This is a genomic window from Streptomyces sp. NPDC127068, from assembly GCF_042724695.1.
Classification (GTDB): Bacteria; Actinomycetota; Actinomycetes; order Streptomycetales; family Streptomycetaceae; genus Streptomyces.
In genome coordinates this window covers 1-25533 of sequence record NZ_JBHXEN010000085.1, presented here as the reverse complement: position 1 = coordinate 25533, position 25533 = coordinate 1, and the positions used below count along the sequence as shown (strand labels likewise).

General features: G+C 71.6%; 19 protein-coding genes. 3 read left to right on the top strand and 16 right to left on the bottom strand.

Annotated features, from left to right (window positions below):
• The 8 genes from ACFWIA_RS33560 to ACFWIA_RS33525 form a co-directional block, all read right to left on the bottom strand.
• A partial coding sequence (locus ACFWIA_RS33560) for a condensation domain-containing protein (RefSeq protein WP_387011048.1) occupies window positions 1-1256 on the bottom strand: 1256 nt, incomplete at its 3' end.
• 139 nt (window positions 1257-1395) lie between these two features.
• Complete coding sequence (locus ACFWIA_RS33555; protein WP_387011047.1) at window positions 1396-1620, bottom strand: acyl carrier protein; 225 nt, start codon at window positions 1618-1620, stop codon at window positions 1396-1398.
• On the bottom strand, window positions 1617-3497 hold the full coding sequence (locus ACFWIA_RS33550; protein WP_387011046.1) for an HAD-IIIC family phosphatase: 1881 nt from the start codon (window positions 3495-3497) through the stop codon (window positions 1617-1619). The genes ACFWIA_RS33555 and ACFWIA_RS33550 overlap by 4 nt, the downstream gene beginning before the upstream one ends.
• Window positions 3498-3499: 2 nt before the next feature.
• Entirely contained in the window at window positions 3500-5614 is a 2115-nt protein-coding gene (locus tag ACFWIA_RS33545; protein ID WP_387011045.1) for an ABC transporter ATP-binding protein, read from the bottom strand.
• Between the two features lie 273 nt (window positions 5615-5887).
• Entirely contained in the window at window positions 5888-6112 is a 225-nt protein-coding gene (locus ACFWIA_RS33540; RefSeq protein WP_387011044.1) for an MbtH family protein, read from the bottom strand.
• Window positions 6113-6432: 320 nt separating this feature from the next.
• Complete coding sequence (locus tag ACFWIA_RS33535; protein WP_387011043.1) at window positions 6433-7635, bottom strand: ABC transporter permease; 1203 nt, start codon at window positions 7633-7635, stop codon at window positions 6433-6435.
• On the bottom strand, window positions 7632-8438 hold the full coding sequence (locus tag ACFWIA_RS33530; RefSeq protein WP_387011042.1) for an ABC transporter ATP-binding protein: 807 nt from the start codon (window positions 8436-8438) through the stop codon (window positions 7632-7634). Before ACFWIA_RS33530 ends, ACFWIA_RS33535 begins: the two co-directional genes overlap by 4 nt.
• Window positions 8435-9601: an efflux RND transporter periplasmic adaptor subunit gene (locus ACFWIA_RS33525; RefSeq protein WP_387011041.1), complete on the bottom strand. Its 1167-nt coding sequence runs from the start codon at window positions 9599-9601 to the stop codon at window positions 8435-8437. Before ACFWIA_RS33525 ends, ACFWIA_RS33530 begins: the two co-directional genes overlap by 4 nt.
• 698 nt (window positions 9602-10299) lie before the next feature.
• Between ACFWIA_RS33525 and ACFWIA_RS33520 the strand changes: the two genes are divergently transcribed.
• Complete coding sequence (locus ACFWIA_RS33520; protein WP_387011040.1) at window positions 10300-11613, top strand: sensor histidine kinase; 1314 nt, start codon at window positions 10300-10302, stop codon at window positions 11611-11613.
• A gap of 31 nt (window positions 11614-11644) precedes the next feature.
• On the opposite strand, the gene ACFWIA_RS33515 is transcribed toward ACFWIA_RS33520, so the two are convergent.
• The 8 genes from ACFWIA_RS33515 to ACFWIA_RS33480 form a co-directional block, all read right to left on the bottom strand.
• Entirely contained in the window at window positions 11645-12472 is an 828-nt protein-coding gene (locus ACFWIA_RS33515) for an alpha/beta fold hydrolase (protein WP_387011039.1), read from the bottom strand.
• Between the two features lie 103 nt (window positions 12473-12575).
• Window positions 12576-13379 carry an enoyl-CoA-hydratase DpgD gene (dpgD, locus tag ACFWIA_RS33510; RefSeq protein ID WP_387011038.1) on the bottom strand — a complete coding sequence of 268 codons (804 nt, stop codon included), beginning with the start codon at window positions 13377-13379 and terminating at the stop codon, window positions 12576-12578.
• Window positions 13376-14713 carry a (3,5-dihydroxyphenyl)acetyl-CoA 1,2-dioxygenase DpgC gene (gene dpgC, locus ACFWIA_RS33505; protein ID WP_387011037.1) on the bottom strand — a complete coding sequence of 446 codons (1338 nt, stop codon included), beginning with the start codon at window positions 14711-14713 and terminating at the stop codon, window positions 13376-13378. Before dpgC ends, dpgD begins: the two co-directional genes overlap by 4 nt.
• Window positions 14710-15378 (bottom strand): enoyl-CoA-hydratase DpgB, encoded by a 669-nt coding sequence (gene dpgB, locus ACFWIA_RS33500; protein ID WP_387011036.1) that lies wholly within the window; start codon window positions 15376-15378, stop codon window positions 14710-14712. The genes dpgC and dpgB overlap by 4 nt, the downstream gene beginning before the upstream one ends.
• A gap of 23 nt (window positions 15379-15401) precedes the next feature.
• Complete coding sequence (gene dpgA, locus ACFWIA_RS33495) at window positions 15402-16553, bottom strand: 3,5-dihydroxyphenylacetyl-CoA synthase DpgA (RefSeq protein ID WP_387011035.1); 1152 nt, start codon at window positions 16551-16553, stop codon at window positions 15402-15404.
• A gap of 222 nt (window positions 16554-16775) precedes the next feature.
• A complete protein-coding gene (locus ACFWIA_RS33490; protein ID WP_387011034.1) occupies window positions 16776-18221 on the bottom strand; it encodes a PLP-dependent aminotransferase family protein in 1446 nt (481 codons plus the stop codon).
• 305 nt (window positions 18222-18526) lie between these two features.
• The gene (locus tag ACFWIA_RS33485) at window positions 18527-21196 is read right to left on the bottom strand and encodes an AAA family ATPase (protein ID WP_387011033.1); all 2670 of its coding nucleotides are present in this window, start codon (window positions 21194-21196) and stop codon (window positions 18527-18529) included.
• 652 nt (window positions 21197-21848) lie between these two features.
• Window positions 21849-22940 carry a prephenate dehydrogenase gene (locus ACFWIA_RS33480; protein ID WP_387011032.1) on the bottom strand — a complete coding sequence of 364 codons (1092 nt, stop codon included), beginning with the start codon at window positions 22938-22940 and terminating at the stop codon, window positions 21849-21851.
• Between the two features lie 315 nt (window positions 22941-23255).
• Here ACFWIA_RS33480 and hppD point away from each other — a divergent pair, with 315 nt between their 5' ends.
• Window positions 23256-24392 carry a 4-hydroxyphenylpyruvate dioxygenase gene (hppD, locus tag ACFWIA_RS33475; protein ID WP_387011031.1) on the top strand — a complete coding sequence of 379 codons (1137 nt, stop codon included), beginning with the start codon at window positions 23256-23258 and terminating at the stop codon, window positions 24390-24392.
• Window positions 24370-25482, top strand: a complete 1113-nt coding sequence (locus ACFWIA_RS33470; RefSeq protein WP_387011030.1) for an alpha-hydroxy acid oxidase — start codon at window positions 24370-24372, stop codon at window positions 25480-25482. The genes hppD and ACFWIA_RS33470 overlap by 23 nt, the downstream gene beginning before the upstream one ends.
• Window positions 25483-25533 lie beyond the last annotated feature (51 nt).

Below are 25533 nucleotides of genomic sequence, written 5' to 3'. Positions count from 1 at the left end.
CTCGCCGCGAGGTGGGTGAGGAAGGCGCGTTGGTGGGCGGTGAGGTCGTCGAGGCCGGGGGCGGAGTCGGCGCCGTCGAAGTCGACCCTGATCCGTCCGTCCGTCGCCTCGGCGCGGACGGTGATCACCAGGTCCTCGCCCGGCGGGATCGACACGTCGTGCGGCCGGCCGGGGGCGCCCGCGAAGTCCAGTTGGTGGTCGAAGGTGACGACGTTGACGAGCGGTCCGAAGTGTCCCTTGCCGGCTGCCGGCCACTCCAGTTCGCGGCGCAGTTCCTCGCCGCGGAAGCGTTGGTGGACGAGGATGCGGCGCAGTTCGTCCCGGACCCGGTGGGCGAGGGTCAGCAGGTCGTCGCCGGGGTCCACGGCCAGGCGGATCGGGAGGATGTTGGCCGTGGTCGCCGGGGTGCGTCCGGACAGCGGGGTGACCCGGCCCGTGACGACGACGCCGAAGACGACGTCGGTGCTGCCGGTGACGCGGGCGAAGTAGGCCGCCGCGGCGGCGATGACGACGTTCGACCAGTTGACGCCGGCCCGGCGGGCCAGGCTCCGCAGTCGGTCCGCGGCATCGGCGTCGAGGTGGGCGGTCTCCCGTCGGGCGCCGGCCGCCGCGGCGCCCCCCAGGGGGAGGCTGACCGGGGTGGGCCGGTCGGCGAACCGGGTCGTCCAGTGGGCGCGGTCGCGGTCCCGGTCGGTGGAGCCCCCGTACCGCGCCTCCTCGGCGAGGACGTCACCGAGCGTGCCGAACCGGGGCGGTGCGCACGGGGCTCCGGTGACCCGGGCGGTGTAGACCTCGGCGACCCGGCGTCCGAAGAGGGACCAGCCGTAGGCGTCCATGACGACGTGGTTGTACCGCTGGTACCAGAGGGAACGGGTGTCGGAGAGCCGGAACAGGGCCTGGGCGAACAGGGGGCTGGCGGTCGGGTCGGCCGGGCGGGCCAGTTCCTCCCGCATCCAGGCGTGCGCCTCGGCCTCGGGGTCCGGGGAGCCGGACAGGTCACGGACGGTGAACGTCCAGTCGGTGGCGGCGGGGACCTGGTGGGGGCCCTCGGCGTCCTCCACGATGCGGACGCCCAGCCCTTCGGACTCCGCGACCGCCTGCCGCACCGCCGCCTCGAACTGCGGCGCGTCCACCGGCCCGTCGATCTCCACGTACTCGCCCGAGTTGTAGACGGGGCTGGGGTCCCCGATGCGTTGGGCGAGCCAGATGTCGTACTGGGCGGCGGACAGGGGCAGCCGGCGGTCGTCCTGAGACATGCGAGTCCCTCACTCGGAGTTCGGTGCGGTGCGACGGGTCGGGGCGACGACGGCGCGCGCCGCGGGCCGCGTGCGAGGCGCGGGCGACCGCGGGCGGGGCGCGCGGCGGACGGGCCGCCGGGTCACGGACGGGGCGTCGTCAGGCCGTCGTGAGGTCGTAGATGTGGCGCAGGTCGGGCGCCTCGAAGACGTCGATGACACTGATGCTGCGGCCGGTCCTGCCCTCCAACGCGGTGACGAGGCGCAGCAGGTACAGGGAGTCCCAGCCGGGGAGCTCGGTCAGTGCGCGGTCGGTGTCCTCGGGGGCGATCCGCAGGCCGAGTTCGTCGTTCAGGAGGGTGAGGAACTCGTCGAGGTCGTTCATGGCTCGTCCCTCCTCGGGGCGTCGAGGTGGAGGTGCGGGGGGACGGGGGGTATCGCGGTGAGCGGGTGGTCGAAGGTCAGGGTGTCGTCGTCGTCCTCGCCGGGCGGGGTGCGGGTGAATCCGTAGCGGGGGTAGAGGTCGGCGACCCGGTGGTTGCGCCCGGTGGGGCGGTAGCGGGCCCGTACGGAGGTGGCGCCGGTGTCGCGGGCCAGGTGCAGGACGTGGGAGAGGCAGGCCTCTTCGATGCCGCGGGAGAAGACCCGGCAGCTGAGGAGGAAGTTGTCGAGGTGGAGGGTGTCGCCGTCGCGGTGGGTGAGGAGGGCGCCGACGAGGCCGTGGTCGCCGAACCGGTCGTGGGCGTGGACGGTGAGGGTGAGGGTGGCGGGGTCTTCGGTCCTGGCCCGTACGTCGGCGGGTTGGAGGCGTTCGGCGGTGAGGTTGAACTGGTTCGTACGGAGGGTGAGTTGGGATATGCGGGGGGTTTGGTCGGGGGTGGCGGGGGCGATGCGGACGCGGGTGCCGAGTTCCCGGAGGTAGTCGTCGGTGGAGTCGAACCCGTCGAGGAAGCCCTTGCGGGCGGTTTCTTCGCGGTAGCGCGCGGCGCGGACCCGGTCGTCGGCGGTGACGTCCCGGACGTCGAACCAGCCGTCGCGCAGGACGGCGCTGCGGTGGCGGGCGGGTTCGCCGTCGATGTCGATGACGGTGACCCCGGGGAGTTCCCGGCGGACGAGTTCGCGTTCGAAGGTGCTGTCGTCGGCGAACACGAAGGCGTCGGTGGACAGGTTGAGGGTGTCGGCGAGTGCGCGCAGGTTGTCGTGTTTGGGCCGCCAGTTGGCGATGACGTGGACGAAGTCGTCCTCGCGCAGGGCCATGCGGGGGTGTTCGCGCAGGGTCCGGGCGACGGCGTCGGGTTCGTTCTTGCTGACGGCGGCGATCAGGACGCCCTGGGAGCCGAGTTGTCGGACGACCTGTTGGAAGGCGTGGAACGCTTCGCCGCGGTAGCCGTCGCCGATCTCGATGCCCTCGGGGCCGTCGTCGCCGAGGACGCCGCCCCACAGGGTGTTGTCGAGGTCGAGTACCAGGCACTTCTTGACGCGTCCGGCGAGTTGCCGGGCGAGGTGGCCGACCTCGACGGCGTAGGCGGCGAGGAGTTCCTCGGTGAGGTGGGCCTTGGCGTAGGTGCTGAGGCGTTCGTCGACGGCGGGCACGCCCTCGGCGATGAGGGGGTCCAGGTCGATGACGACGACCGAGGGGTTGTCCTCGGCGAGGGCGAGGAGTCGGCTGTTGGCGTCCCGCCACAGGGCGCCGAGCTGGGCGCGGGAGCGGTGGTCGACCAGTTGGGCGCTGTGGGCGCGGGGCAGGGGGAGGGTGTTGAGGACGAGGGTGCCGGGGGTTTCGGCGAACCGGGTGGCGAGCTTGTGCAGCAGCTCGACCTTCTCGGCGGCGACCCGGGCCACGTCCTGGGGCCGCCAGGGCACGGGGACCTCGTCGAACACGATCATCGGGTCGAGGACGCAGAGGGTGAGGTCGGGGCGGGCCCGGTTGAGCGGGCTGTCCGGGTCGAGCAGGTCGAGGACGTAGTGGTCGAAGTCGGCGAGCGTCACCCGGGCGAGCAGTCCGTGCCGGGCGAGTTGGGCGTGCAGGGCCGGGGGCAGGGCGCCCAGGGTGCCGTGTCCGGTGACGCCGATGCTGACCTGCGGCACGTCGGGGTGGGCCCGGGTGACCTCCTCGGGGTCGAGCCGGGCGAGGAGCCGTCCGATGCTGGGCAGCTCCGGGCCCCGGAGGCGGGCCACCAGGCGGCCCGCCTCCGGGAACTCGGCTGCCAGACGGCCCGCTTCGGCCAGCGCGCGCAGCGCGGCCGGGGCGTCGTCGGGCATGGTTACCTCCCTGCCCCGTCCGCGCCGGGCGGGGGCGGCGGGGGTGCGCCTCCGCCGCCGCCGAGGACCTGGAGCGGGGGCGGGCCGCCGTCGAAGGGGCCGCCGGGGGGCGGCGGGAGGGCGCCGGGGCCGCCGTCGCCGCCGCCGGGTGCCATGGGCCCGAAGAACTGGGGGCCGCCGGCGAACTGCGGTACGGACTCCGCCTCGGGTTCGGGTTCGGGGATGTCGGCCCGGGAGGGTCCGGTGGCGAACTGGGTGCGGTAGAGCTCCGCGTACAGTCCGCCCTGGAGCAGGAGTTCCTCGTGCCGGCCCTGTTCGCGGACCTGGCCGTCGTCGATGACGAGGATCTGGTCGGCTTCGCGGACCGTGGACAGCCGGTGGGCGATGACCACGGAGGTGCGGCCTTCGAGGGCGGTGCTGAGGGCCCGTTGGACGGCGGCCTCGGACTCCGAGTCGAGGTGGGCGGTGGCCTCGTCGAGGACGACGACGGAGGGCGCCTTGAGGAACAGGCGGGCGAGGGCGATGCGCTGCTTCTCGCCGCCGGACAGCCGGTAGCCGCGTTCACCGACGATGGTGTCCAGGCCGTCGGCGAGGGAGTTGACGAGGTCCAGGATCTGCGCGGACCGGCACGCCTCGGTCAGGTCGTCCTCGGTGGCTTCGGGCCGGGCGTAGAGGAGGTTGGCCCGCAGCGTGTCGTGGAAGAGGTGGGCGTCCTGGGTGACCATGCCGATGGTGTCCCGCAGGGATTCCATGGTGAGGTCGCGGACGTCGGTGTCCCCGATGCGCACGGTTCCGGTGCCCGGGTCGTACAGGCGCGGGATCAGGTGCGTGAGGGTGGTCTTGCCGGCGCCGGAGGGGCCGACCAGGGCGGTGAGCTTCCCGGCGGGCGCGGTGAAGCTGAGGTTCTTGAGGGTGAGCGGATTGTCCTTGCGGACCTGGGCGGGCAGGGCGATGGACTCCAGGGAGGCGAGGGAGACGTCCGCGGCGACCGGGTAGCGGAAGCTGACGTCCTCGAACGTGATCTGCGGGGCGCCGGGCTCCTTGGTGTGCAGGGCGTGGGCGTCCGGGCGCTCCTCGATGAGCGGCTTGAGGTCGAGGAGTTCGAAGAGCCGGTCGAAGCTGACGAGGGCCGTCATCACGTTGGCCTGGAGGCTGGAGAGCTGGTTGATCGGCCCGAACAGTCGGGTGAGGAGGGCCGCGAGGGCGACCAGGGTGCCGATCTCGAAGGTCCCGCGGATGGCGAGGATGCCGCCGATGCCGTAGACGAGCGCGGTGGCGAAGGTGGCGAGCAGGGTGACCGAGAGGAGCAGCATCTGGCTGTAGACGAAGGTCGTCACGCCGATGTCGCGGACCCGGCCGGCCCGCTTGCTGAACAGGGAGGTCTCGTGGGCGGGGCGGCCGTACAGCTTGGTGAGCAGGGCGCCGGCCACGTTGAACCGCTCGTGCATGAGCGAGCCCATTTCGGCGTTCTGCTCCATGGACTCCCGCATGAGTCGCTGCATCCGCCGGCCGATGATCTTGCCGGGGAGGACGAACACGGGGAGGACCGCCAGGGCGATCAGGGTGATGGCCCAGGAGAGGTAGAACATGGTGCCGAGGACGAGGAACAGCGCCAGCACACCGGACACGACCGTGGACAGCAGGGTGGTGAGGGCCTGTTGGGCGGCGACCACGTCGGTGTTGAGGCGGCTGACGAGTGCGCCGGTCTGCGCCCGGGTGAAGAAGGCGAGGGGCTGCTTCTGGACGTGCTGGAACACTTCCGTCCGCAGGTCGTAGATGAGCCCTTCGCTGACCCGGGCGGACAGCAGGCTCTGGAGGTAGGCCGCCACCGCCTCCAGGAGCGCCAGCCCCAGGACGACCAGGGCGACGGTGACGACGACCGCCTGGTTCCGGGGGAGGATGCCGTCGTCGATGAGGTACTTGAAGAGCAGCGGACTGGCCACCGTGATCCCGGCCTCAAGGACCGTGATGAACAGCAGGAAGGTGACTATCCGCCGGTACGGTCTGAGGTAGGGGAAGATCCGCGGCACGGTGCCGGGTTTTATCTTCTGGCGGGTCAGCCCGGAATCCGAGCCGAATCCGCGAACCATCATCTGCGGCCCCGCGCCTGCCATCATGGCTCCGGAACCTCCTTGTCCGTCGATTGATCGGAAAGCCCGACGCTTTTCGAGGCCGGCCGGGAATTCAGTACGGTTCGCTTTTCCCCTGTGCGGAGTCGGGTCCGATGGGGGAACCGTTTCTGTGCCTGTACCGGGGCGGGCGGACGACGCGCGGTGCGCGGTCCGGTCCGGGGCCCGGGGACTCCCGTGCGGTGGCCGACGCGGCACGTCCTCGGAGGCTCATCGCGCTCCGGGCCCGTCACCGTGGGAAGACGCAGTGCAGAGAGGGCCCTACTGGGCGCGCTCGTACTGCTGCATCTCCTCGATCAGGCTCTTCGGACGCATGTCCGTCCACTTCTCCTCGATGTGGTCGAGGCAGGCCTGCCGGGTGTCCTCGCCGAAGGCGATCTCCCAGCCCGCGGGGACGTCCGCGAAGGTCGGCCAGAGCGAGTACTGGCCTTCGTCGTTGATGAGCGCGTAAAAGGACCCGTCTTCATTGTCGAATGGGTTCGCCATTTCGCCCCTCCCAGGAAGCGGAACCGAGCCGAGAATACGTACTCTTTCGCCTTCTGCTCCGAGCGATGGTAGTTGGCGCCAACTCACCGGACAAGCAATGGCCAACGGCGTCCAACCGACCAATTCCGGCAGTTGGACACGGAAATGACAGTTGGACGTCCGGAAGTCTGGGGTTAAGGGAGGGGAATGGGGGAAGTCAGGGGTGTCCCGGCGGCGGAGGTCGGGTCGGTGCGGTCCGCGTGGACGGTTGGTTGCGGCTGCCGACATGACGGGACCCGGCACCGTGGGGGTGGCGGTCCACGGTGCCGGGCGTCGGTGTGTCAGGTGGTGCGGAGGGCCTCGGTGGGTTGCATGCGGGCGGCCCGCAGCGCCGGCAGCAGTCCGGCGATGGCGCCGATGGCGCCGGCTGCGGCGAGTCCGCCCGCCCAGGCGATCACCGGGACGACCGTGGTCCAGCCCTTGATCTGGGCGTACACCATGGTGGCGATCACCCCCAATCCGACCCCGACCGCGCCGCCCAGTGCGGCGAGGAGCACCGCTTCGGAGAGGAACTGCACCCGGATGTTGCCCTTGGTGGCGCCCAGGGCGCGCCGTAGGCCGATCTCGGAGCGGCGTTCCAGTACGGAGATGACCATGGTGTTGGCCACGCCGATGCCTCCGACGAGGAGGGCGACGGCGCCCAGTCCGAGGAAGAGTCCGTTGAGTGCGGACTGGGTGGCGGCGCGGGCCTCCAGCGCGGCTGACGGCTGGCTGACGGCGACCTCGTCGGAGCGCTCCGGGTTGGCCGTGGCCGCGAGGAGCTGCTGCACCTCGTTGACGTGGTCGGTCTCGGCGCGCACGTAGATGATGGAGGGGTGGCCGTCGAAGTTGAGGTACTTCTTGGCCGCCCCGTACCCCACCATCACCGCGGAGTTGATCTCCGGGGTGAGTTTGGCGGGCTTGAGGATGCCGGCGACGTAGAACCACTTGCCGCCGACCCAGATCCGTACGCCCTGGTGGATGCGGTCGATGCCGAGCCGGCTGGCGGCGTCCGAGCCGAGGACCGCGACGGGCTGTTCGGCGGTCGCCGCGTTGAGGAACCGGCCCTCGGCGACGGAGGTCCGCACGGTGGCGGGCAGGCCGAGGCTGGTGGCGGTGACGCTGAGGCCGTTGGTGTTGATGCTGGGGATGTGGGGACTGCGGTAGGCGTTGGCGTCGGTCTTGCCGGTGCTCTGGACCGCTTCGACCTGGCCGATCCGGTTGATCATCGCCGGGGCGTCGACGGGGAGCTTGGCGGTGCCACCGGCGACGACCCGGCCGGGGGTGACGGTGAGCAGGTTGGTGCCCAGTTTGTCGATCTCGGCCAACAGGCCCGCCTGGGAGGAACGGGACAGCCCCATCACCGCGACCATCGCCGCCACGCCGATGGCGATGCCCAGCGCGGACAGCGCGGCCCGCATCCGTCGGGTGCGCAGGCCGACGCTGGCGGTCCTGGCCAGGTCGGCCGGGTGCATCCGACCGGAGGGCGGGGCCGTAGTGGTCATGACTGGACCCTTTCGGAGGGGACGGAGCCGTCCGGGGTGGCGGGCGGGCCGTCCACGGCGGGTCCGGCGCCGTCCGGCACCATGACGTCGTGGACGATGCGACCGTCGAGCACCTCGATCCGGCGGGGCATCCGGAACGCGAGGTCGCGGTCATGGGTGATGACGACGATCGTGGTGCCCTCGGAGTTGAGCTGCTTGAGCAAGTCGAAGATCGAGGCGCTGGTGACGCTGTCGAGGTTGCCGGTGGGTTCGTCGGCCAGCACGATCGCCGGGTTGCCCGCCAGCGCCCGGGCGATGGCGACGCGCTGGCGTTCACCGCCGGACAGCTCCGGCGGACGGTGGTTCGCCCGGTGGGCGAGACCGACCCGGGCCAGCGCGGTGGCGCCGGCCTGCAGCCGCTCCCGGTGCCGGACGCCCGAGTAGAGGAGTCCGTCCGCCACGTTCTCCAGGGCGGTGGAGTTGTTGGCGAGGAAGAACTGCTGGAAGATGAAGCCGATGCGGGTGGCCCGCAGCCCCGCGAGGGCCTTGTCCGACATCCGCGCGACGTCGTCGCCCACGATCTTGACCTTGCCGGAGCTGGGGCGGTCCAGGCTTCCCATGACCTGGAGCAGGGTCGACTTCCCGGAGCCGGACGGGCCCACGATCGCGACGAGTTCGCCCCGGCGGATGGTGAACGTGGCCTTGTCCATGGCCACCACCGGGGAGACCCCGGGGTAGACCTTGCTGACGTCCTCCAGTTCGAGGACCGGTTCGCCCAGGCGCTGCCTGGGGGCCGCCGCGACGTCCGTCGCCGTCTCGCTCATGATCCCGGCACCACGACGTTCTGGCCGGCGCTCAGCCCGTCCCCGGTGACCTGGACCCGGCCCGCGCTGTCGTCGAAGAGGCCCGTCTCCACCTTCACCAGGCGACGTTCGCCCGCGGCGTCCACGACCTCGACCGCGTAGCCGCCGCCGGCCTGCGCGAGCAGGGCGTTCACCGGCACGGACAGCACGTCCTTGACGGAGCCGCTGACGATGGACACCTGGACGGGCGCCTGGTCCAGTTGGCCGGTGTCCTTCGGCTTGGACGGCTTGATCAGCACCTCCACCGTCATGCCGTCGCCGGACTTGGTGGCCACCTTGCCGACCGACGAGACCACACCCGGTGTCGACTGCCCGCTCGGCAGGGAGATCGTGACCTTGTCGCCCTTCTTCACGTCGGCCTGCTGGCTGGCCCGGAGCGCCACCGACACCTGGCGCTGGGTGGAGGAGCCCTCGACCACCACGGAACCCGGAGCGGCGGAGGAACCGCTGACCGCACCGACCTTGGTGACCCGGATCTCCTTCGCCGACAGGAAGACCGCCTGGCCCAGCTCCAGTTCCCCGGTCACCTTCAGCCCGAGGTCGTCCTGGAGCTCCTTGACGGCGTAATAGGTCTGCCAGCCGTAGTAGTCGGAGTCGGGGTCGATATCGCCCTTGTCCGCGTACCCCATATCGAGCAGTGCGGAATTCAGCTGCTGTACGTCGACGCCCTCCATGTTCCAGGCGAGTTTCCGGTAAGCGGGAACGTAGGCGCCCTGGAGGAACACCACGGGCTTTCCGTCGACCCGGTAGAGCACTTTCCCCTGGCGGATCACCTCGCCCACCCGGGGGACCTTCGTGAGGGTTCCGCTGGATTTGTTGACGACCTTGTAGGAGCCGGCGTATCCGAGCGTTCCGTTCGTCTGGGTCCGCGCGGCGAGCGTTCCCTTGGTCACCTCGGCCACCCCGGTGCGGGTGGTGCCTTCGGAGGAGCTGTCGTCCGACGACTTCGCGAACGGGTCGAGGACGACGACCCCGGCGCCGGCCGCCGCCAGGACCACCACGACGGCCGTGATGATCCAGCGGCGGCGCCCGGAGCCCTTGCGGCGGGCACGTCGGCCCTTGCCGTCGTCCGGCGGGGCCGCGTCGGCGGTGCCGTCGTCGGTGGGAAGCTGCGTGGTGCTCACGATCCGCCCCCAAGCTGCCGGGGGGCGACCCGGCGGGAGTGTGACGACGCGAGGTCGAAGGGACTGTCCTGCATGAGGCTGAAGCCGCCGTCCTTGTCGGGGTCGGGTAAGGGGAATTCGGCACGCGGCCGGTGAATGCCCCGCCACGGTCCCGTGCGTCTGAATTCCAGGCGGCGGAACGGTGCAGGGGCCCTCGGGGCGGTCGATCGGGCGAAGTCCGCGCCGGTGTGGTCCGGGTCGACTTTCACCGCCCGCGCTACCTCCGACACGACCCCTCCCGGTACTTCGTGTACCGCTGTCGACCGCGTGCTGAGTTTTCTGCGTGGACCCTTTCTACGAGACCCCCGGTTTCACCAAGGTTTCGCTCCACGGAACCGAGTTCCCGCCCCCTTCTCAGGGGGCGCGCGGCCTTCGCGCACGCCTGGTGCACACGCCGTTCGCACCCGCGCCCCGTGGTCGTGCACCGCAACCGGTCGGGTGACAGCCGATCGTTCCGGGGACGACCAAGGGCCGCGACACCTACCATGGCGCCGTCCCCGGGCGGGCGCCCGGCGCGCACCCCGCGGTCGCCGTCCCGCCGCCGCCCCGACGGTCACCGCGCACGGGTACCGGCCGAATCGGCGCGCGGCCGGTGAAACCCCGCGGAAACCGGGGACGGATCATCGTGGACGCGAGGGACCCCGGACGTGAGGATGCATATGTCGGTCATCGCCACACTCACCCGTCGCGCCGTGCGCTCCGGCGGCTCCCGTCGCACCGTGCGGGCGAAACTGACCCTGCTGTACGGGGGCCTGTTCCTGATCTCCGGTGCGACCCTGCTGGCGATCACCTACGTCCTGGTGCGCTACTCGATCCTGTGGGACCCGCCCAGGGACTCCAACGCCACCTTCGTCGAACAGCCCGACACCACCGCCCCCCTGCCGCCCCAGGACGCCGCTCCCAGCTCGGTCAGCCCCGAGGGCCCTCGGGTGATCGATCTGGACGAGGCCTCGGAGCAGGCGCGCAAGGCGCTCGCCAGCCAACGCTCCGCGCTGATGCAGCAGTTCCTCAGCAACTCCGTCATCGCGCTGGCCTTGATGTCGCTGCTCTCGATCGCGCTCGGCTGGATCGTGGCGGGGCGCATCCTGCGACCGCTGCGGACGATCACGGCCGCCGCCCGGGACATCTCGGCGACCAGCCTGCACCGGCGGCTCGCCCTGGAGGGGCCCGGCGACGAACTGAAGGACCTGGGCGACACCTTCGACGCGTTGTTGGTCCGGCTGGACCGGTCCTTCCAGGCCCAGCGCCAGTTCGTGGCCAACGCCTCCCACGAGTTGCGCACGCCCCTCGCCCGACAACGGACCATCGGTCAGGTCGCCCTGTCCGATCCGGAAGCGAGCGTGGAGTCCCTGCGCCAGGCCCACGAACGCATCCTCGCCGCGGGGGCCCAACAGGAGCGGCTGCTCGAAGCGCTGCTCACCCTCACCCGCAGCCACGCGGGGATCGAGGCCCGGCAGCCGTTCGACCTCGCCCGGCTGACTGAGGAGGTGGTGGACGCCCAGTCGGCGGGGGCCCGGCAGCGGGCGGTGACGCTGCGCTCCTCGGTGACGGAAGCGGTGGCGACCGGCCACCGGCCGCTCGCGGAGCGCCTGGTGGTCAATCTGGTGGACAACGCGCTCAAGCACAACGCGCCCGGGGGCGAGGTGGAGGTGAGCGCGCGGACCGTGGACGGTCGGGCCGTCCTCACCGTCGCCAACACCGGACCGGTGGTTCCGCCGGAGAAGGTCGACACGCTCTTCCAGCCGTTCCAGCGGCTCGGCGGCACCCGCACCGGGCGGCGCAGTGACGGGCTCGGTCTGGGGCTGTCCATCGTGCAGGCCATCGCCGTCGCCCATGACGCGACCATCGCCACCGTGCCGCGGCCGGAGGGCGGGCTGAGCATCACCGTCTCGTTCCCCGTGGTGCCCGTGGCGACGGGCGACCCGAAGGCCGCCGTCCCCCGGCACGGGAGGGCGACCGCCGGCACCCGGTGAGGGTCAGGGTCGTCCGGGGTGCGGTGGGCCGTTACGACGGCTGCGGATCGGCCGGGAGGCGTCCGGCGAAGAAGTCGATCACGACGGAGTTCAGGGCGTCGGGCTGTTCCAGGTATCCGTAGTGTCCGCAGCCGGGGAGTTCCCGGTAGAGGGCGCCGGGGACGGCGTCCGCGACCTCCCGGGACAGGTGGGGGCGGATGATCCGGTCGTCCTGGAAGGCGACGACCAGGCAGGGGCGGCGGATCGACCGGTAGGCGGAGAGCCGGTCGGGGATCTGGTCCACCGCCAACTGGCCCCGCACGGAGGACAGGTTGACGGCGGACATCTCGAAGACGCCCAGCCAGTCCCGTACTTGCTCCTGGTCGTTGAGGGTCCGCGGGGAGAGGTTCTGGAGGGCCGCCACGAAGGCCGCGTAGGCGGGGGGCAGGGTGATGCCGCTGTCGGCCAGCGCGAGATCGGCGGCGGCCATGGCGCGGATCACCTCGTCGGTCCGCCCGCTCGACGCGACCAGCACGGCCTGGCGGACGAGTTCGGGTCGGGCCACCAGGAGTTCCTGGACGACGATCCCGCCCAGGGAGTGCCCCAGCACCCGGCAGGGGCCGGCCCCGAGGTGCTCGATCAGCCCGGCGACGTCCGCCACCATGTCGTCGAGGGTGAAGTGCCGGTGGCCGGGTTCGTCGGGGGCGAGCCCCCGGTTGTCGAGGGTGATCACCTGGTGGCCCGCGGCCTTCAGGGCGGGCACCTGGTGGGTCCGCCAGATCCGGCCGGGGCTCCCGGTGCCGGCCACCAGCACGACCGGCTCCCCCGCACCGTGGACGTCGAAGCTGAGGTCGATCCCGTTGATCCGCGCTCGTGGCATCGTCTTCTCCTGTTCTGGCGGCTCCCGTCCGCCGGCGGTCCGCCCGTACCGTGCGGCACCTACCCCCGTACGGGGCCGGGGCGACACCGCGGCACCCGACGGGTCAGCCGTCGGTCCACACGGGGTCCCGCTTCTCGCGGAAGGCACGGACCCCCTCCGCGGCGTCGTCGCCCCGCCGGCGGCGCTCCTCCCAGACGTAGGAGGTGGTGAACGCCTCCTCCAACGGGAGGTCCACGGACCTCAGGGCCGCCTCCCGGACGGCGCGCACCGACAGGGGGGCCGCGCGCACCAGGTCGTCCGTCCACCGGTCGACCGCCTCGTCGAGCCGGTCGGCCGGGGCGACCTCGTTGACGAGCCCGAAGCCCGCGGCGGTGGCGGCGTCCATCCGACGGCCGGTGAGCAGGTACCCGAGGGCGACCCGCTCGGGCAGTTGCCTGGCCAGCCGGAACACCCCGCCGGCCCCCGGCACCAGGCCCAGGCGCACCTCGGGGAGCCCGAAGACCGCTTCCTCGGAGGCGACGATCAGGTCACAGGCGAGGGCCAGTTCGAAACCGCCGCCCAGGGCGTAGCCGTGGACCCGGGCGAGTACCGGCTTCGACCGGGTGAAGCGGTCGGTGAGCCGGGGCCAGCCCGGTTGTCCCCGGCTGCCGAACGTGGTCGGGGCGGCTCCCTCGGCGTCGAGGCGGGCCCGTTCCTTGAGGTCCTGGCCCACCGAGAAGGCGCGGTCACCCGTGCCGGTGAGCACCGTGACCCGGATCGTGTCGTCGGCCTCGACGTCGTCCCAGATCCCGGCGAGTTCCTCGTGGGTGCGCAGGTCCATCGCGTTGAGGACCTCGGGCCGGTCCAGGGTGACGTACGCGACGTGGTCCTTCTTCTCGTAGCGCACCCGGGCGCGGTCCCCGCTCATGGGGCTCCCGCTGCTCGGGCGGCTCCCGCGGCGAAGCGGCCGACCTTGCGGATGACGTCCTCGCCGTAGATCCGTAGGGACTGTTGGAGTGCGAACTCGGCCATGTAGGCGCGGAACGCGTCCGGGGGTTCCTCGGCGAGGTTCAGCATCCTGCGGTTGGCGAGGACCGCGTCACCGTCGAGCCGGGACAGGGCCCGGTCGATCGCCGCGTCCATGTCCCGCGGTTCGGCGACCTCGTCGATGAGGAGCCGGGCCTCCGGTTCGGTCGCCCAGAGCCGGCGACCGCCGAGGACGACCTGCCGGGACAGCCGCGGGCCGACGTGTCGACCCAGCCGGAAGTTCGCGGCGCCCGGGATGATGCCCTCCTGGGCGGCGGGCAGGCTGAGGTACGCGTCGGACGCGGCGAGCACGTGGTCGCACACCAGCAGCAGTTGGGCGCCGCCGCCGATGGCGAACCCGTCCACGGCGGCCACCCAGGGCTTCTCGACCAGCGGGGTGTGCCAACGGGCGGGCGCCCCCGGGTCGGTGTCCGTGCGGACGCCGCGCACCATCTTGTTGATGTAGCCCAGTTCGCGGCGGAGGAGGAAGCCGACCAGGGAGATCCCCCCGGAGCTGAGCTCCTTCAGGTTGATGCCCGCGCTGAAGACCCGTCTGCCCTGGTAGCGCGGGTGGCTCATCACTCCGCCGCGCAGCAGGCCGACCCGGACCCCGGGGTCCAGCAGGGCGAGGTCGACGGCGGTTTCCATGTCGTCGACCTGACGGCCGTCCTCGGCGTTCAGCCGGTCGCCCCGGCACATGGTGACGTGGGCGACGCCGTCGACGCGTTCCAGGCGCACGGCCTCCAGTTGGACGACGCCGTCGCGGCGGAACTCCGGCAGCAGGTCCCGGGCCCGGGCGGTGGGCCGGAGCATGGCGTCGACGAGGTGCGGTCCGGCGGTGGACGAACGCAGGACGGCGCGCAGGAACACGCCCTGGTCGACCTCGTGGCCCTCCTTGGCGGCCTGCGGTCGGCCGCGCTCGACGGCGAGTTGCTCCTCGGAGGGCACCAGACCGGGGTACTCCTTGGCCGCCGCCTCGACCAGTTCCCCGATCCGCAGGTGCACCGTGCGGCCCTCGGTGAGCCGGTCGTAGACGGCGTCGGCGTGCTCGGCCAGGAAGCGGACGCGGTGGGCCCGCGCGGTGTCCTGGGCCGCCGCCACCACGGCCTGCTGCTGCGGGGTGCGCGCCTCGGGGTCGGGGAGCGCGGCGAGCAACTCCTCGACCCGCCGGGCGGCTTCGGCTAGCTCCGCCCAGCCGGTCGGGGCCGCCTCGCGGGGCGGGAGGGACGCCGTCACCGGGCGTCCACCACGGCAGCGGTGCGGCGCAGGGCGCGGTCGCAGGCCGCGAGGTGGGAGCCGATGGCGTCCTCGAAGCTGGTGGAGGTGGCGTCGAACAGCAGTTGGCGGCGGATGGCGAGTTCCTTGCCGGACAGTTCCCCGGCGAGTCGGGCCACCGCGGCGAGTGCGGCGTCCGGGTCCTCGGTGAGTTCGTCGACGATCCCCAGTTCGCGCGCCTGGTCGGCGGGTATCGGCACGCCGAACAGCACGGCGCGCCGGACCCGGGCGGTCCCGGCCTGTTGGACGAGTCGGTAGGCGGCCATGCCCGGCCAGGTGGCCTCGCCGTCGGTGGCGACGAGCAGCTGCGCGTCGGGGGTGGCCAGCCGGATGTCGGCGGCGAGGAACACGTCGAGGGCCGGCCCCCCGGTCTCCCCCGTGGCCACCGCGACGGTGGCGGCGGGCAGGCGCTCCAGCCGGCGCAGCGCGCGTTCCCACTTGGTGACCAGTGCGACGTTGAGCCCCTCGGTCCAGCCGGGGCCGGGGCGGCCGGTGACCCGGGCGGTGATGACACCACCGCCCACGTCGCCGGCCGACCGGTCCTCGGCCTGGTCGCAGACGTCGGCCAGGGCCTTCACCGACGCGAGCGTCAGGGGCGCGGTGCCGTCGATCTTCACGGTGGTCACGGTGTCGCTCGCTTCCCGGGCGGTCACCACTGGACCAGCGCCGTCTCGATCGTTGAACCCGGCCCCATGGTCATGAGGACCCCGTACTCGCCGGGACGGGTGACGTGTTCGTCGAGCAGCCGCTCGTAGGAGAAGAGGAACGACCCGCTCGACACGTTGCCGTAGTCGCGGAGCACTCCGACGGTGTGCCGGAGGTCGTGACGGGTCAGCCCGAGGTTGACGATCACCGAGTCGATGACCTTCTTGCCGCCGGAGTGGACCAGCCAGTGCTTGATGTCGCTGCGGCGCAGTCCCGTGCCGGTGAGCAGCCGGTCGATGACGATCTCCGCGTGCGCGCCGACCACGTAGGGGACCTGGGGGTCGAGGAAGAAGCTGAACCGGTCGAGGTCCCGGTCCCAGTCGTAGCGCATGGCGTCGAGGGCTTCGGGGATGATGCAGCTCGCGAACTTGAGGACGTGGGGGCCTTCGACGGCACCGGGCGGGCCGTCGTCCGGTCCGGACATCAGCGCGACGGCGCCGGCACCGTCCCCGAAGAGGCTGTTGACGACCGCGGTGCGCATGGTGGAGTCGAAGGCGTAGGCGGCGGAGCAGGCTTCCGCGCACAACACCACGGCGAGTTCGCCGGGGTGCGCGGCGGACCATCCGGACACCACGTTCAGGGCGTTGAGTCCGGCGTTGCAGCCCATGCCGACGATGTCGGAGCGGCTGCAGTGCCGGTCGATGCCCAGTTCGCGGATGAGGCGTGCGCTGAGTCCGGGGGTGAGGAACCCGGTGGTCGTCACGCAGCAGAGGTGGCGCAGGTCCGAGAGTTCGGCTCCGGCCCGCTTGAGGCAGGCCCGCAACGCCTCGGTGCCCATCTCGATGGTCAGCCTCTTGTGCTTGTCGAGGAGGTCGCCCTGCGGTTCGGGGACCCGGACGCCGTCCTCGCCGGGGTCGGGCACGGTGAGGTGGCGGGTGTCGATGGCGCTGTTGAGGAACACGGACCGGATCTTGGGGTCGGTGATCCCGAAGGCGTCGAGCACGTCCGGCTGGCTGTACACGGTGCCGGCGGCGGCGGTGCCCACGCCCACGATGCGCGGGGCGTAGGGCGTCAGGAAGCCGGGGGCGCCGGCGTGGTGTGCGGCGGGCACGTGCTCCTCGGTCAGGAGTCCCGGTGCTGCGGTGTCTGTGGTCATCGGAAGGTCCATCCCCACATGCGCGGTTTGCTGCGCGGTCGTTGTGTGGTCGTGCCGGTCATTCCCGTCCCTTTCCGGGTGGGGGCGTCCGGTGACGCCCGCTGGATTCTGGATGCGTTCCACGAATTTCGATGGTTCTTGGTTCTCCGGATCTCCGCCCCGCGGGTCTTTCGCGCGGGGCGGAGATCCGTGGATGAATTCCGTCACCCGACGGTTCGTCCGTCAGTCGCGGGTACTGTCCGCCCCTGCGCCTTCCGCTCGGAATTCCGCGCTCTCCGCCTCGATGAAACGGGCGAGCCGCGCGGTTCCCTCCTTGATTTCCGCGGGGGTCAGATAGCTGGTGGACAGCCGCAGGGCGTGCAGTCCACCGCCCTGCGGATAGAAGTACCGCATGGGTGTCCAGATGACTCCGTGGTCCTGTGCCGAGCGACCGAGTGCCGCGTTGTCCGCCGGGAAGGGCACCTGGACGCGGAGGAAGAACCCTCCGGTGGGTTCGTTCCACCGCACCCCGAGGGCGGCCCTGCGCTCGGCGGGCAGGCTCTCGTCGAGACAGCGGAGGGTGGTGGCCATGGCCTCGCCGTAGTAGGCGGCCGTGTCCGCGCTGTGCCGGGAGATCCGGCCCTCCGCGGCGAGCAGCGCCCCGGCGACGACGGCCTGGCTCAGCGACGAGGTGTTGACCGTCACCATGCTCTTGACCTTGGCGAGTTCGTCGGCGAGCAGCCCGGTGCGGCCCGCGTCGTCCACCACGAGTTGGTCGGCGACGGCGAACCCGACCCGGGCGCCGGGGAAGAGCGTCTTGGAGTAGGAGCCCAGGTGGATGACGCGCCGGTCCCGGTCGAGGGACTTCAGGGTCGGCTGCGGGGTCCCGGGGCTCACCCGGCGGTACGGGCTGTCCTCGATGACGAGGAAGTCGTGGCGGGCCGCCAGCTCCAGCAGTTCGGCGCGGGCGGCGGGCCCCAGGGTGGTGCCGGACGGGTTGGAGTGGTCGGGGACCACGTAGAAGGCGCGCGGCCTGCGCCCGCGGGCCTTCTCGCGCCGGACCACGGCGTCGAGGTCGGCGCAGACGAGTCCTTCCTCGCGTTCGTCGACGGGGACGACGGGCACGTCGAGGAGGCGTGCCGCACCGCTGATCCCCACGTAGCAGGGGGTGGCGACGAGGAGGACGTCCGCGGGGTCGCGCATCAGGGTGCGCAGCACCAGCAGCATGGCCTCCTGGGCTCCGACGGTCACCACGATGGACTCCGGGGGCACGTCGACGTCCTCGTCGGTGCGCAGGGAGTCCGCGATGGTCCCGCGGATCAGGCCGGCGGTGGGCCCGTACTGGAAGAGCGCGGTCCGCAGGTCGCCGGGGGAGCCGCCGTGTGCGGTGAGGTGGTCGAGGTAGCGGCGCAGGTGGTCGGTGATCTGCTCGTTGTCGAAGAACCCGTCGTACGGCCGCCCGGGCCCGAAGGAGATCGCCTCGGGGTAGCGGTGGGTCACCTCGTTGAGGAAGTTCATCGTGTCCAGCACCGGGTCGGCGAGGCTCGCGTGCAGGGCGGCCCTCGACAGCTGGTGCGGGGCGGGGCCGGTGGCGGCGGGGGGTGCGGTGGCCGCCGGTCCGCCGTCCGGTGTTCCGGAATCCGGGGTGGTCACGGCCCGCTGCTCTTCGTCGACGTCCCGTCCGGTCATGAATTCTCCCATGCGCCATGAATCGAGATCACTGGGACCATTCGAGATCGCGCAGGATCACTCGAAGAACGTCTGATTTCGATTTCGACGGTCAGGCTCACATGAATTGCGGTGCCGCGACAACCTTCGTCCAACCGAAAGGGACTTGCCGGTTGGACGCATTGCGGCACGCGCGCGGAACACCCGGGCATGGAACACCCGGGTGCGCGACGCACGGGAGGGGAAGTCAGGGGGTGAGAAGTCGGGGGGTGACAAGTCAGGGGGTGAGAAGTTCGAGAGGGGAGAAGTACGGTCCTTCTGCGCTCTCAACGGCCATTGGGCAGGCATGAGGGACGGCCGTGGACCTGGAGTGCCGAGGGGAGGTCGTTGCGGCCCCGCACCCGCAGCTTCCGGTAGATTTTGGTGAGGTGTTGTTCCACCGTGCTCATGGTGATGAACAATCTGCCGGCGATCTCCCGATTGGTGCAACCAGAGGCCGCGAGGGCGGCCACCCTGCGTTCCGCTTCGGTGAGTTCGACGAGTGCGGGGAACGACTCCTCGCTGCCGTGGTCGACGGTGGCCGTGCTCTGCGTGCCGGCCCCGCCGAGGGAGGACCCCGGGCCGGCGCTCAACCCCGGGGTCTCCCACCGGTGGGGGCGGGTGTGGGCCGCCGGCGGCCGGGTGCCGTGGGCGCGGGCCGCCCGGTCCCTGAAGTGGTCCGGGACCCGGCTCCCGTTGCGGCGCAGGAGTTGTTCCTCCATCAGGCTCCTGGCCTCCTGGACCCGGCCCATGGCGACCAGTGCGGCGGCGGCGTCGTCCCGCCAGTCCACCAGGTGCGGGGCGTCGATCCGCCACTTGCGCATGAGGTCCCCGCAGGAGCGGAAGTGCGTCAGGGCGGTGTGCGGGCGTCCGACGGCCAGGTGGTAGCGACCGAGCGCCTGGAGGTACGGCAGGGCGAAGGGGGTGTCGAACATGCCGGCCGGTACGGGGACGTTGAGCACCGACAGGACGGAGTCGAAGGCGCCCAGTTCGGTGCCGGACCGGATGGCCAGGGCGAGCGGCAGCCCGACCGCCACCCCCCAGGAGGCGGGCGCGACGAGTTGCAGCACGGTCCGCGCGGACGCGCCCGCTTCCAGGGCCTCCCCCCGGCGCAGGGCCGCGGCCGAGCGGACGGTCTCCAGCATGGCCCGGCGCATGGGGACCCGCTCGATCCACCGCTGTTCGAGCAGTCGGTCGGACCAGGAGACGGCGTCGTCCAGGCGGTCCGTCTGGATGAGCAGGATGAGGGCGAGGATCGTTGCGGCGAGGGGGCTGCCCGCGCGGGTGGCGCGCAGCACCTGGTCGGCTCCCTGGACCTCCTCGCCGTCGCCGCCCCCGTCGGTGGACAGGTTGAGGAAGGTCAGCGCGGTCAGCGGTCCGGCGCCGGCGGCCATGGCGTCGAGCGGGTCGCCGGTGACGTCCCGCGGGTCCCGGGCCAGGTCGGGGGCGCAGAAGGCGAGCGCCAGCCGCACCAGTCGTACGCCCGCGCGCCCGGGTCCGGTGGTCACGGGGGCGGGTTCGTGGTCCTCCTGGTTCTCGATCCGCTTCAGGAGGTCGTCGGCGCGGGTGAACTCGCCCCACCAGATGAGGTGCTTCACGGGGACCAACGCCTCCGGCCCGGTGAGCAGGCCGAACCGGACCATGCGGATCAGTTGGTCGAGGTGTCGGGTCGCCTTGGCGGGGTCGATGTGCCACTGGGCGTCGGCGAGTTCGGCGGTGACCTGTGCTTCCTGGGCGGGGTCGGTGCAGATGCCGGAGGCGTGGCGGAGGTATCCCACGGCGGCGGCGACCTCGCCGGACACCATGGCCTCATGCGCCGCCTCGCGGAGGATCTCGACCCGCCAGGGGGTCCGTACGGAGTCGTGGGCGGCCATCAGTTGCCGGGCCACCGCGACCGCGGAGGCGCCGCCCTCGTGGAGGAGTTCGGCGGCCCGTCCGTGCATCTCGGAGAGTTCGCCGGCCGGGACGTCGGCGAGCACCGCCAGTTGGGCCTGTTCGTGCCGGAAGCGGGTGGCCGTGAGGAGTCCGGCGGCGTGCAGGGCGCCGAGGCTGCCGTTGACGAGGATGCCGTCACCGCCGACGAGTTCCCCGATGAGCGACTTGGTGGCCGCGTCGCCGAGGACTGCCAGGGCGCGGGCCGCCACCAGCATGTCCGGTGGGCAGCGGTGGAGGCACCGCACGACGGCGTAACGGTACGACTCGCCCGGTTCGGGTTCGCCGGGTTCGGTGCCGTCCGTCGTGCGGTCGTCGATGAGGGCGTGCAGGAGCAGCGGGTTGCCGCCGCTGACCCGGGTCCACAGCTCGACCTCGTGGTAGGAGGGTGCGGAGCCGAGGCGGTCCCGCAGTTGCGCGGCGACGCCCATCACGGTGAGTCGGGTCAGTCGGATGCCGTGGCAGTAGGGGAGGTGCAGGGTCTCCGCGTGGAGGGTGACGAGTTCCCGGTCGTGCCCGGTGCACTCGTTCATCACGATCATGACGGCGGAGGAGTCGATGCGGCGGACGAGGTAGCTGAGGACCTCCAGGGAGGCGGCGTCCGCGAAGTGCACGTCGTCGATGCCGATGACCAGGGGGCTGTGTTCGGCGAACTCGCACACGGAACGGCAGATCCGTTGGAGCAGCCCCAGGGGAACGGGGCCGGTGCCGAGCGTCCCGTCTCCCGGGGCGTGGACACCGATGTCACCGGAGACGAACGGGTCCGCGTTCATTCCGGCGGCCCGCAGTGCGGTCACCAACTGGTCGGCGAGTCCGAACCGGTGGTGCTGTTCGCTGGCCGAAGCGGTGATGGAAACGAACAGCGCGCCATGTTCCATCGCCCTTTCCGCGAATGCCGACAACATCGCGGTCTTTCCCGATCCCACGGGGCCGTTGACGAAGACGACGGAGCCCCGGTCAGCGGCACAGCGCAAGTAGAGCCTGTTGAGTAACTGAAGATCGGCATTCCGTTCTGCAAGGTTCACAGGTACCCCCCGTACCGTATCCGTGCGCTCTTACGATGCTGTGGGCTTCGGCGTCCGTGATTCCTACAGAGTGATCGACTCAGAAACAAGAAACCAGAGATCCGTATCCGCCCAGAACAATGGGCCTGTGTGGGGGTGGCTGACCCAGTGGTGCGCAGGAACCTTCCCAGCTCACTCACAGGGTAACCACCATGCCCGAAAAAAGCGCCTCGTCCCGAACTCCGAGATGATCCCGGTGTCGCGGTGGCGCCGTCGCAACGCTGACTCACGGGTGAACTGACCCAGCCTCAGATTTCGCCACTGCGGCTGGAATGCTCCCGCTGCCCGCACACAAGTCAACGCACCCAGTCGTGCCCGTTCGTTCGGATTCTGCCCGAAGTAGCACGGCCGCCGCCGACCCCTTCCCCCAAAAATTCATAGAAAACTCACAGTTTGAATGGTCAATTACCATCCGGACTGTCAGGAACGCTTGGCATATTCACCGGGCGGAGTACGGGGCGGACGGTCCATCCGGACGTCACACAAAAGTCATCCACGGCGGTTCCGTCGAACCGCCCACCCGCCCCTTCCCCACCAACCGGCCCTCGGGGCCCCTCCCACCCCCACCTGCTCCCTCGACCCCTCGACCCCTCGGCTCCATCCGGCCACCGGATCACTCGCGTCCCGACTCCCAGCCGCCGGCGCGGAGGTGGCGCAGCAGCGGATCGACCGCCTCCGCCGCCACGTCGAACCGCGCGACGAGCCCGCTCGCACCGTCCGCGTCGATCCCCATCGTCTCCGCCACCACCTGGTCCCCCAGCGCTTCCAGGAGTCGTGCCAGTTCACCCGGCCGCTCCTTCACCGCCACCCACGCCCGGGCCCGCTCCCCGGGAGCGCCGCCACCGACCGGAGCGGCGCCGGCGGGGCCGCCGGATATCTGCTCCACCCCGGCGATGCCCCGGTCCAGTACGTCCACCAGGACCTGCATGCCCTCCGCCCGGTCCGCACCGTCCTCGGCCAGCGCGTCCAGGGCGGTCACCAAACGGCCCAGGTCCGCCTGCAACTCCCGCACCACCCCCACGACGGAGCTCGCGTTCGACTGGAGGATGTCCCCCCACAACCGCGAGTCGCCCCGGGCGATCCGCGTCACGTCGCGCACCCCGGGCCCGGCGAACCGCCGCATGCCCGCCGTGCTGTCCTGCAACCGGGCCGCCATCAGGCTCGCCACCAGGTGCGGTACGTGGGAGGTCAGCGCCACCGCGCCGTCATGGGTCGCGCTACGGGTCACCACCGGAACGGCTCCGCACAGCGACACCAGTTCCAGCGCGCGTTCCAGGGCGAGGGCGGAGGTGAGCGGGGAGGGCGTCAACGCCCAGGTGCGACCGCGCAGCAGGTCACCGCGGGCCGCCAACGGCCCCGACCACTCCCGTCCGGCCATCGGATGCCCGCCGACGAAGCGGAACGGCTCCGGCGCATCGCTCAGCACCACCCGCTCCGCACCGGACTTCACGCTCGCCACGTCGGTGTAGCAGTGGGCCAGCTTCCGGTCCTGGAGTTCCACGAGGGAGTCGCCCACCTGACTGGGCGGCATCGCCAGCACCGCGAGGTCGACCGGCCCCGGTGGTGACTCCGCCACCCCGGCCCCGAGCGCGGCGGCCGTCCGGGCGGCCACCGGGTTCCGGTCGGACAGGAACACCGTCACGCCCTGCCCACTCGCGGCGAGCGCCACCGAAGTGCCGATCAGTCCCGTGCCGACGACAGCCATGGTCCGGATCACAAGGCATCTCCCAGTATGAAAGCGCTCCACCCGAAATGAAAACCGCCGACCAGTTAAGCAATGTGTCCGATCAGTTACCAGGGCCACGGGCACCCGGAACTCCACGCGCCGCCGCAGTGGCTGTACTCAAAGGTCACCTCTATCATCGCGCGAGGCCCGCACCCACCACGATTCCCCATTCGGTGACGTGCGCCCCCGACGTGTCCAACCGTCCATGGGACAGACAATTCCGCGATAGCCAGACGCACGGCAAGGAACTTAAAGTTCGACAGAATTCTTTCCATTTCCCGGAAGGGGGCACGTATGCGGGACGCACCGGAGACGCCGAGCGCGCTCGGCGAACTCTCCCTCGACTACGTCGAGATCTACGTCGAGCACCTCGACGCGTCGGTCAACGACTGGACCGACAAGTACGCCTTCACCGTCGTGGGCACCAGCGAGTCGGCCGAGCAGCGCAGTGTGGCCCTGCGCCACGGCGGGATCGTGCTGGTCCTCACCGAGGGCGTCTCGGAGCGCCACCCGGCGTCGCTGTACGTCCTGGCGCACGGCGACGGGGTCGCCGACATCGCCCTGCGGACGTCCGACGTCGAGGCCGCGTTCGCGGCGGCGGTCGCGGGGGGCGCCGAGGTGCGCCGACCTCCGACCCGGCACCCGGCCGGCGGGCCCCGGGTCACCGCGACGCTCCAGGGGTTCGGCGACGTCTCCCACACCCTGGTCCAGCGCGCGGCCGAGGAGGGACCCGGGCTGCCCGCCGGGTTCACCGCGGTGGCGCCGTCCGAGGACCCCGTCGAGCAGTCCGCCGGCACCGACGCCAGCGCCGACGACCTCGTCGAACTCCTCGAACTCGACCACGTCGCCGTGTGCCTGAACAGCGGCGAGCTCCAGCCGACCGTCGACTTCTACCGCCAGGCGTTGGGCTTCCGGCACATCTTCGAGGAGCGCATCGTCGTCGGCGCCCAGGCGATGGAGTCGAAGGTCGTCCAGAGCCGGTCCGGTTCGGTGACGCTGACCCTCATCCAGCCCGACCTCACCGCCGAGGCCGGCCAGATCGACGAGTTCCTCAAGGACCACCAGGGGTCGGGCGTCCAGCACCTCGCGTTCTCCTCCTCCGACGCGGTCCGTGCGGTACGGGCGCTGCGGGGGCGCGGGGTCACCTTCCTCACCACGCCGCCGGCCTACTACGACCTGTTGGGCCGGCGGATCGCCTTGGACGAAGGACGGCTCGACGACCTGCGCGCCACCAACGTCCTCGCCGACGAGGACCACGGCGGCCAGCTCTTCCAGATCTTCACCGCCTCGACGCACCCGCGGCGCACCCTCTTCTTCGAGGTCATCGAGCGCCAGGGCGCCCAGACCTTCGGCAGCTCCAACATCAAGGCGCTCTACGAGGCCGTGGAGTTGGAGAGGACCGGGCAGCGTGGGTTCCCGAAGCAACCCTGAGGCCGTCGAGGCACACCGCCTCGACGACTTCGCGCGCGCCGCCGCTTCCGTGCTGCCTCCGGAGGTGTGGGACTTCCTGGCCGGGGGCAGTGGCGCCGAGACCACACTGGACGCCAACCGGAGCGCCCTGGACCGGATCTTCCTGGTGCCACGGGTGCTCCGGGACGTGGCGGGCTGCGAAACGGACGCCACGCTGTTGGGCCGTCCGGTGCGGATGCCGGTGGCGGTCGCTCCGGTGGCGTACCAACGGCTGGTCCACCCGGAGGGCGAAGCCGCCGCCGCACGGGCGGCGAAGTCGGCCGGGGTGCCGTTCATCGCGAGCACCCTCAGCAGCGTGCCCGTGGAGGAGTTGACCGCGCTCGGCGGCAGCGTCTGGTTCCAGTTGTACTGGCAGCGGGACGAGGTGCACTCCTGGGACCTGGTGCGCAGGGCGGAGGACGCCGGCTGCGAAGCCCTGGTGCTCACCGTCGACGTCCCGTGGATGGGCCGGCGGCTGCGGGACGTCCGCAACCGGTTCGCCCTGCCGGACGAAGTGCGGGCGGCCCACCTCACCACGGGCCCCACCGCGCACGAGCGGACCCGCGACGGGTCCGCCGTGGCCGTCCACACCGGTCGGACGTTCTCCGCCGCGGTGACCTGGTCGACCCTCGACGAACTGCGCCGCCGGACCCGACTGCCGCTGGTGCTGAAGGGGGTGCTGGCACCCGAGGACGCGTTGCGCGCCGCCGAGTCGGGCGTCGATGCGGTCGTGGTGTCCAACCACGGGGGCCGGCAGCTCGACGGCGCCCTGCCCAGCGTCGATGCGCTACCGGAGATCGCCCGGTCCGTTCCGGACCACTGCGAGGTCCTGTTCGACAGCGGCGTGCGCAGCGGGACGGACGTGCTCAAGGCCCTGGCACTCGGCGCCCGCGGGGTGTTGGTGGGCCGGCCGCTGATCTGGGGGCTGGCCGCCGCGGGTGAGGCCGGAGCGGCGCGGGTCCTCGACCTGTTGGCCGTGGAGCTCCGGGACGCCCTGGGGTTGTCGGGGTGCCGCGACGTGGCGGACGCCCGGCACCTGCGCACCGTGTGCGGCTCCCCGCGGGGGCGGTGACGGTTCGTCCTCCGCACCGGAAAGGCCCCGGCCCCCCGCCGATCGGCGGGG

Bases quoted from the DNA above. Each gene is read 5' to 3' on its own strand.
- dpgA (WP_387011035.1), bottom strand. From the start codon at position 16,553: ATGACCACAGACACCGCAGCACCGGGACTCCTGACCGAGGAGCACGTG.
- dpgD (WP_387011038.1), bottom strand. From the start codon at position 13,379: ATGAGCGGGGACCGCGCCCGGGTGCGCTACGAGAAGAAGGACCACGTC.
- ACFWIA_RS33515 (WP_387011039.1), bottom strand. From the start codon at position 12,472: ATGCCACGAGCGCGGATCAACGGGATCGACCTCAGCTTCGACGTCCAC.
- ACFWIA_RS33520 (WP_387011040.1), top strand. From the start codon at position 10,300: ATGTCGGTCATCGCCACACTCACCCGTCGCGCCGTGCGCTCCGGCGGC.
- ACFWIA_RS33540 (WP_387011044.1), bottom strand. From the start codon at position 6,112: ATGGCGAACCCATTCGACAATGAAGACGGGTCCTTTTACGCGCTCATC.
- ACFWIA_RS33555 (WP_387011047.1), bottom strand. From the start codon at position 1,620: ATGAACGACCTCGACGAGTTCCTCACCCTCCTGAACGACGAACTCGGC.
- ACFWIA_RS33535 (WP_387011043.1), bottom strand. From the start codon at position 7,635: ATGACCACTACGGCCCCGCCCTCCGGTCGGATGCACCCGGCCGACCTG.
- ACFWIA_RS33530 (WP_387011042.1), bottom strand. From the start codon at position 8,438: ATGAGCGAGACGGCGACGGACGTCGCGGCGGCCCCCAGGCAGCGCCTG.
- hppD (WP_387011031.1), top strand. From the start codon at position 23,256: ATGCGGGACGCACCGGAGACGCCGAGCGCGCTCGGCGAACTCTCCCTC.
- ACFWIA_RS33480 (WP_387011032.1), bottom strand. From the start codon at position 22,940: ATGGCTGTCGTCGGCACGGGACTGATCGGCACTTCGGTGGCGCTCGCC.
- ACFWIA_RS33490 (WP_387011034.1), bottom strand. From the start codon at position 18,221: ATGACCGGACGGGACGTCGACGAAGAGCAGCGGGCCGTGACCACCCCG.
- ACFWIA_RS33550 (WP_387011046.1), bottom strand. From the start codon at position 3,497: ATGCCCGACGACGCCCCGGCCGCGCTGCGCGCGCTGGCCGAAGCGGGC.
- ACFWIA_RS33545 (WP_387011045.1), bottom strand. From the start codon at position 5,614: ATGATGGCAGGCGCGGGGCCGCAGATGATGGTTCGCGGATTCGGCTCG.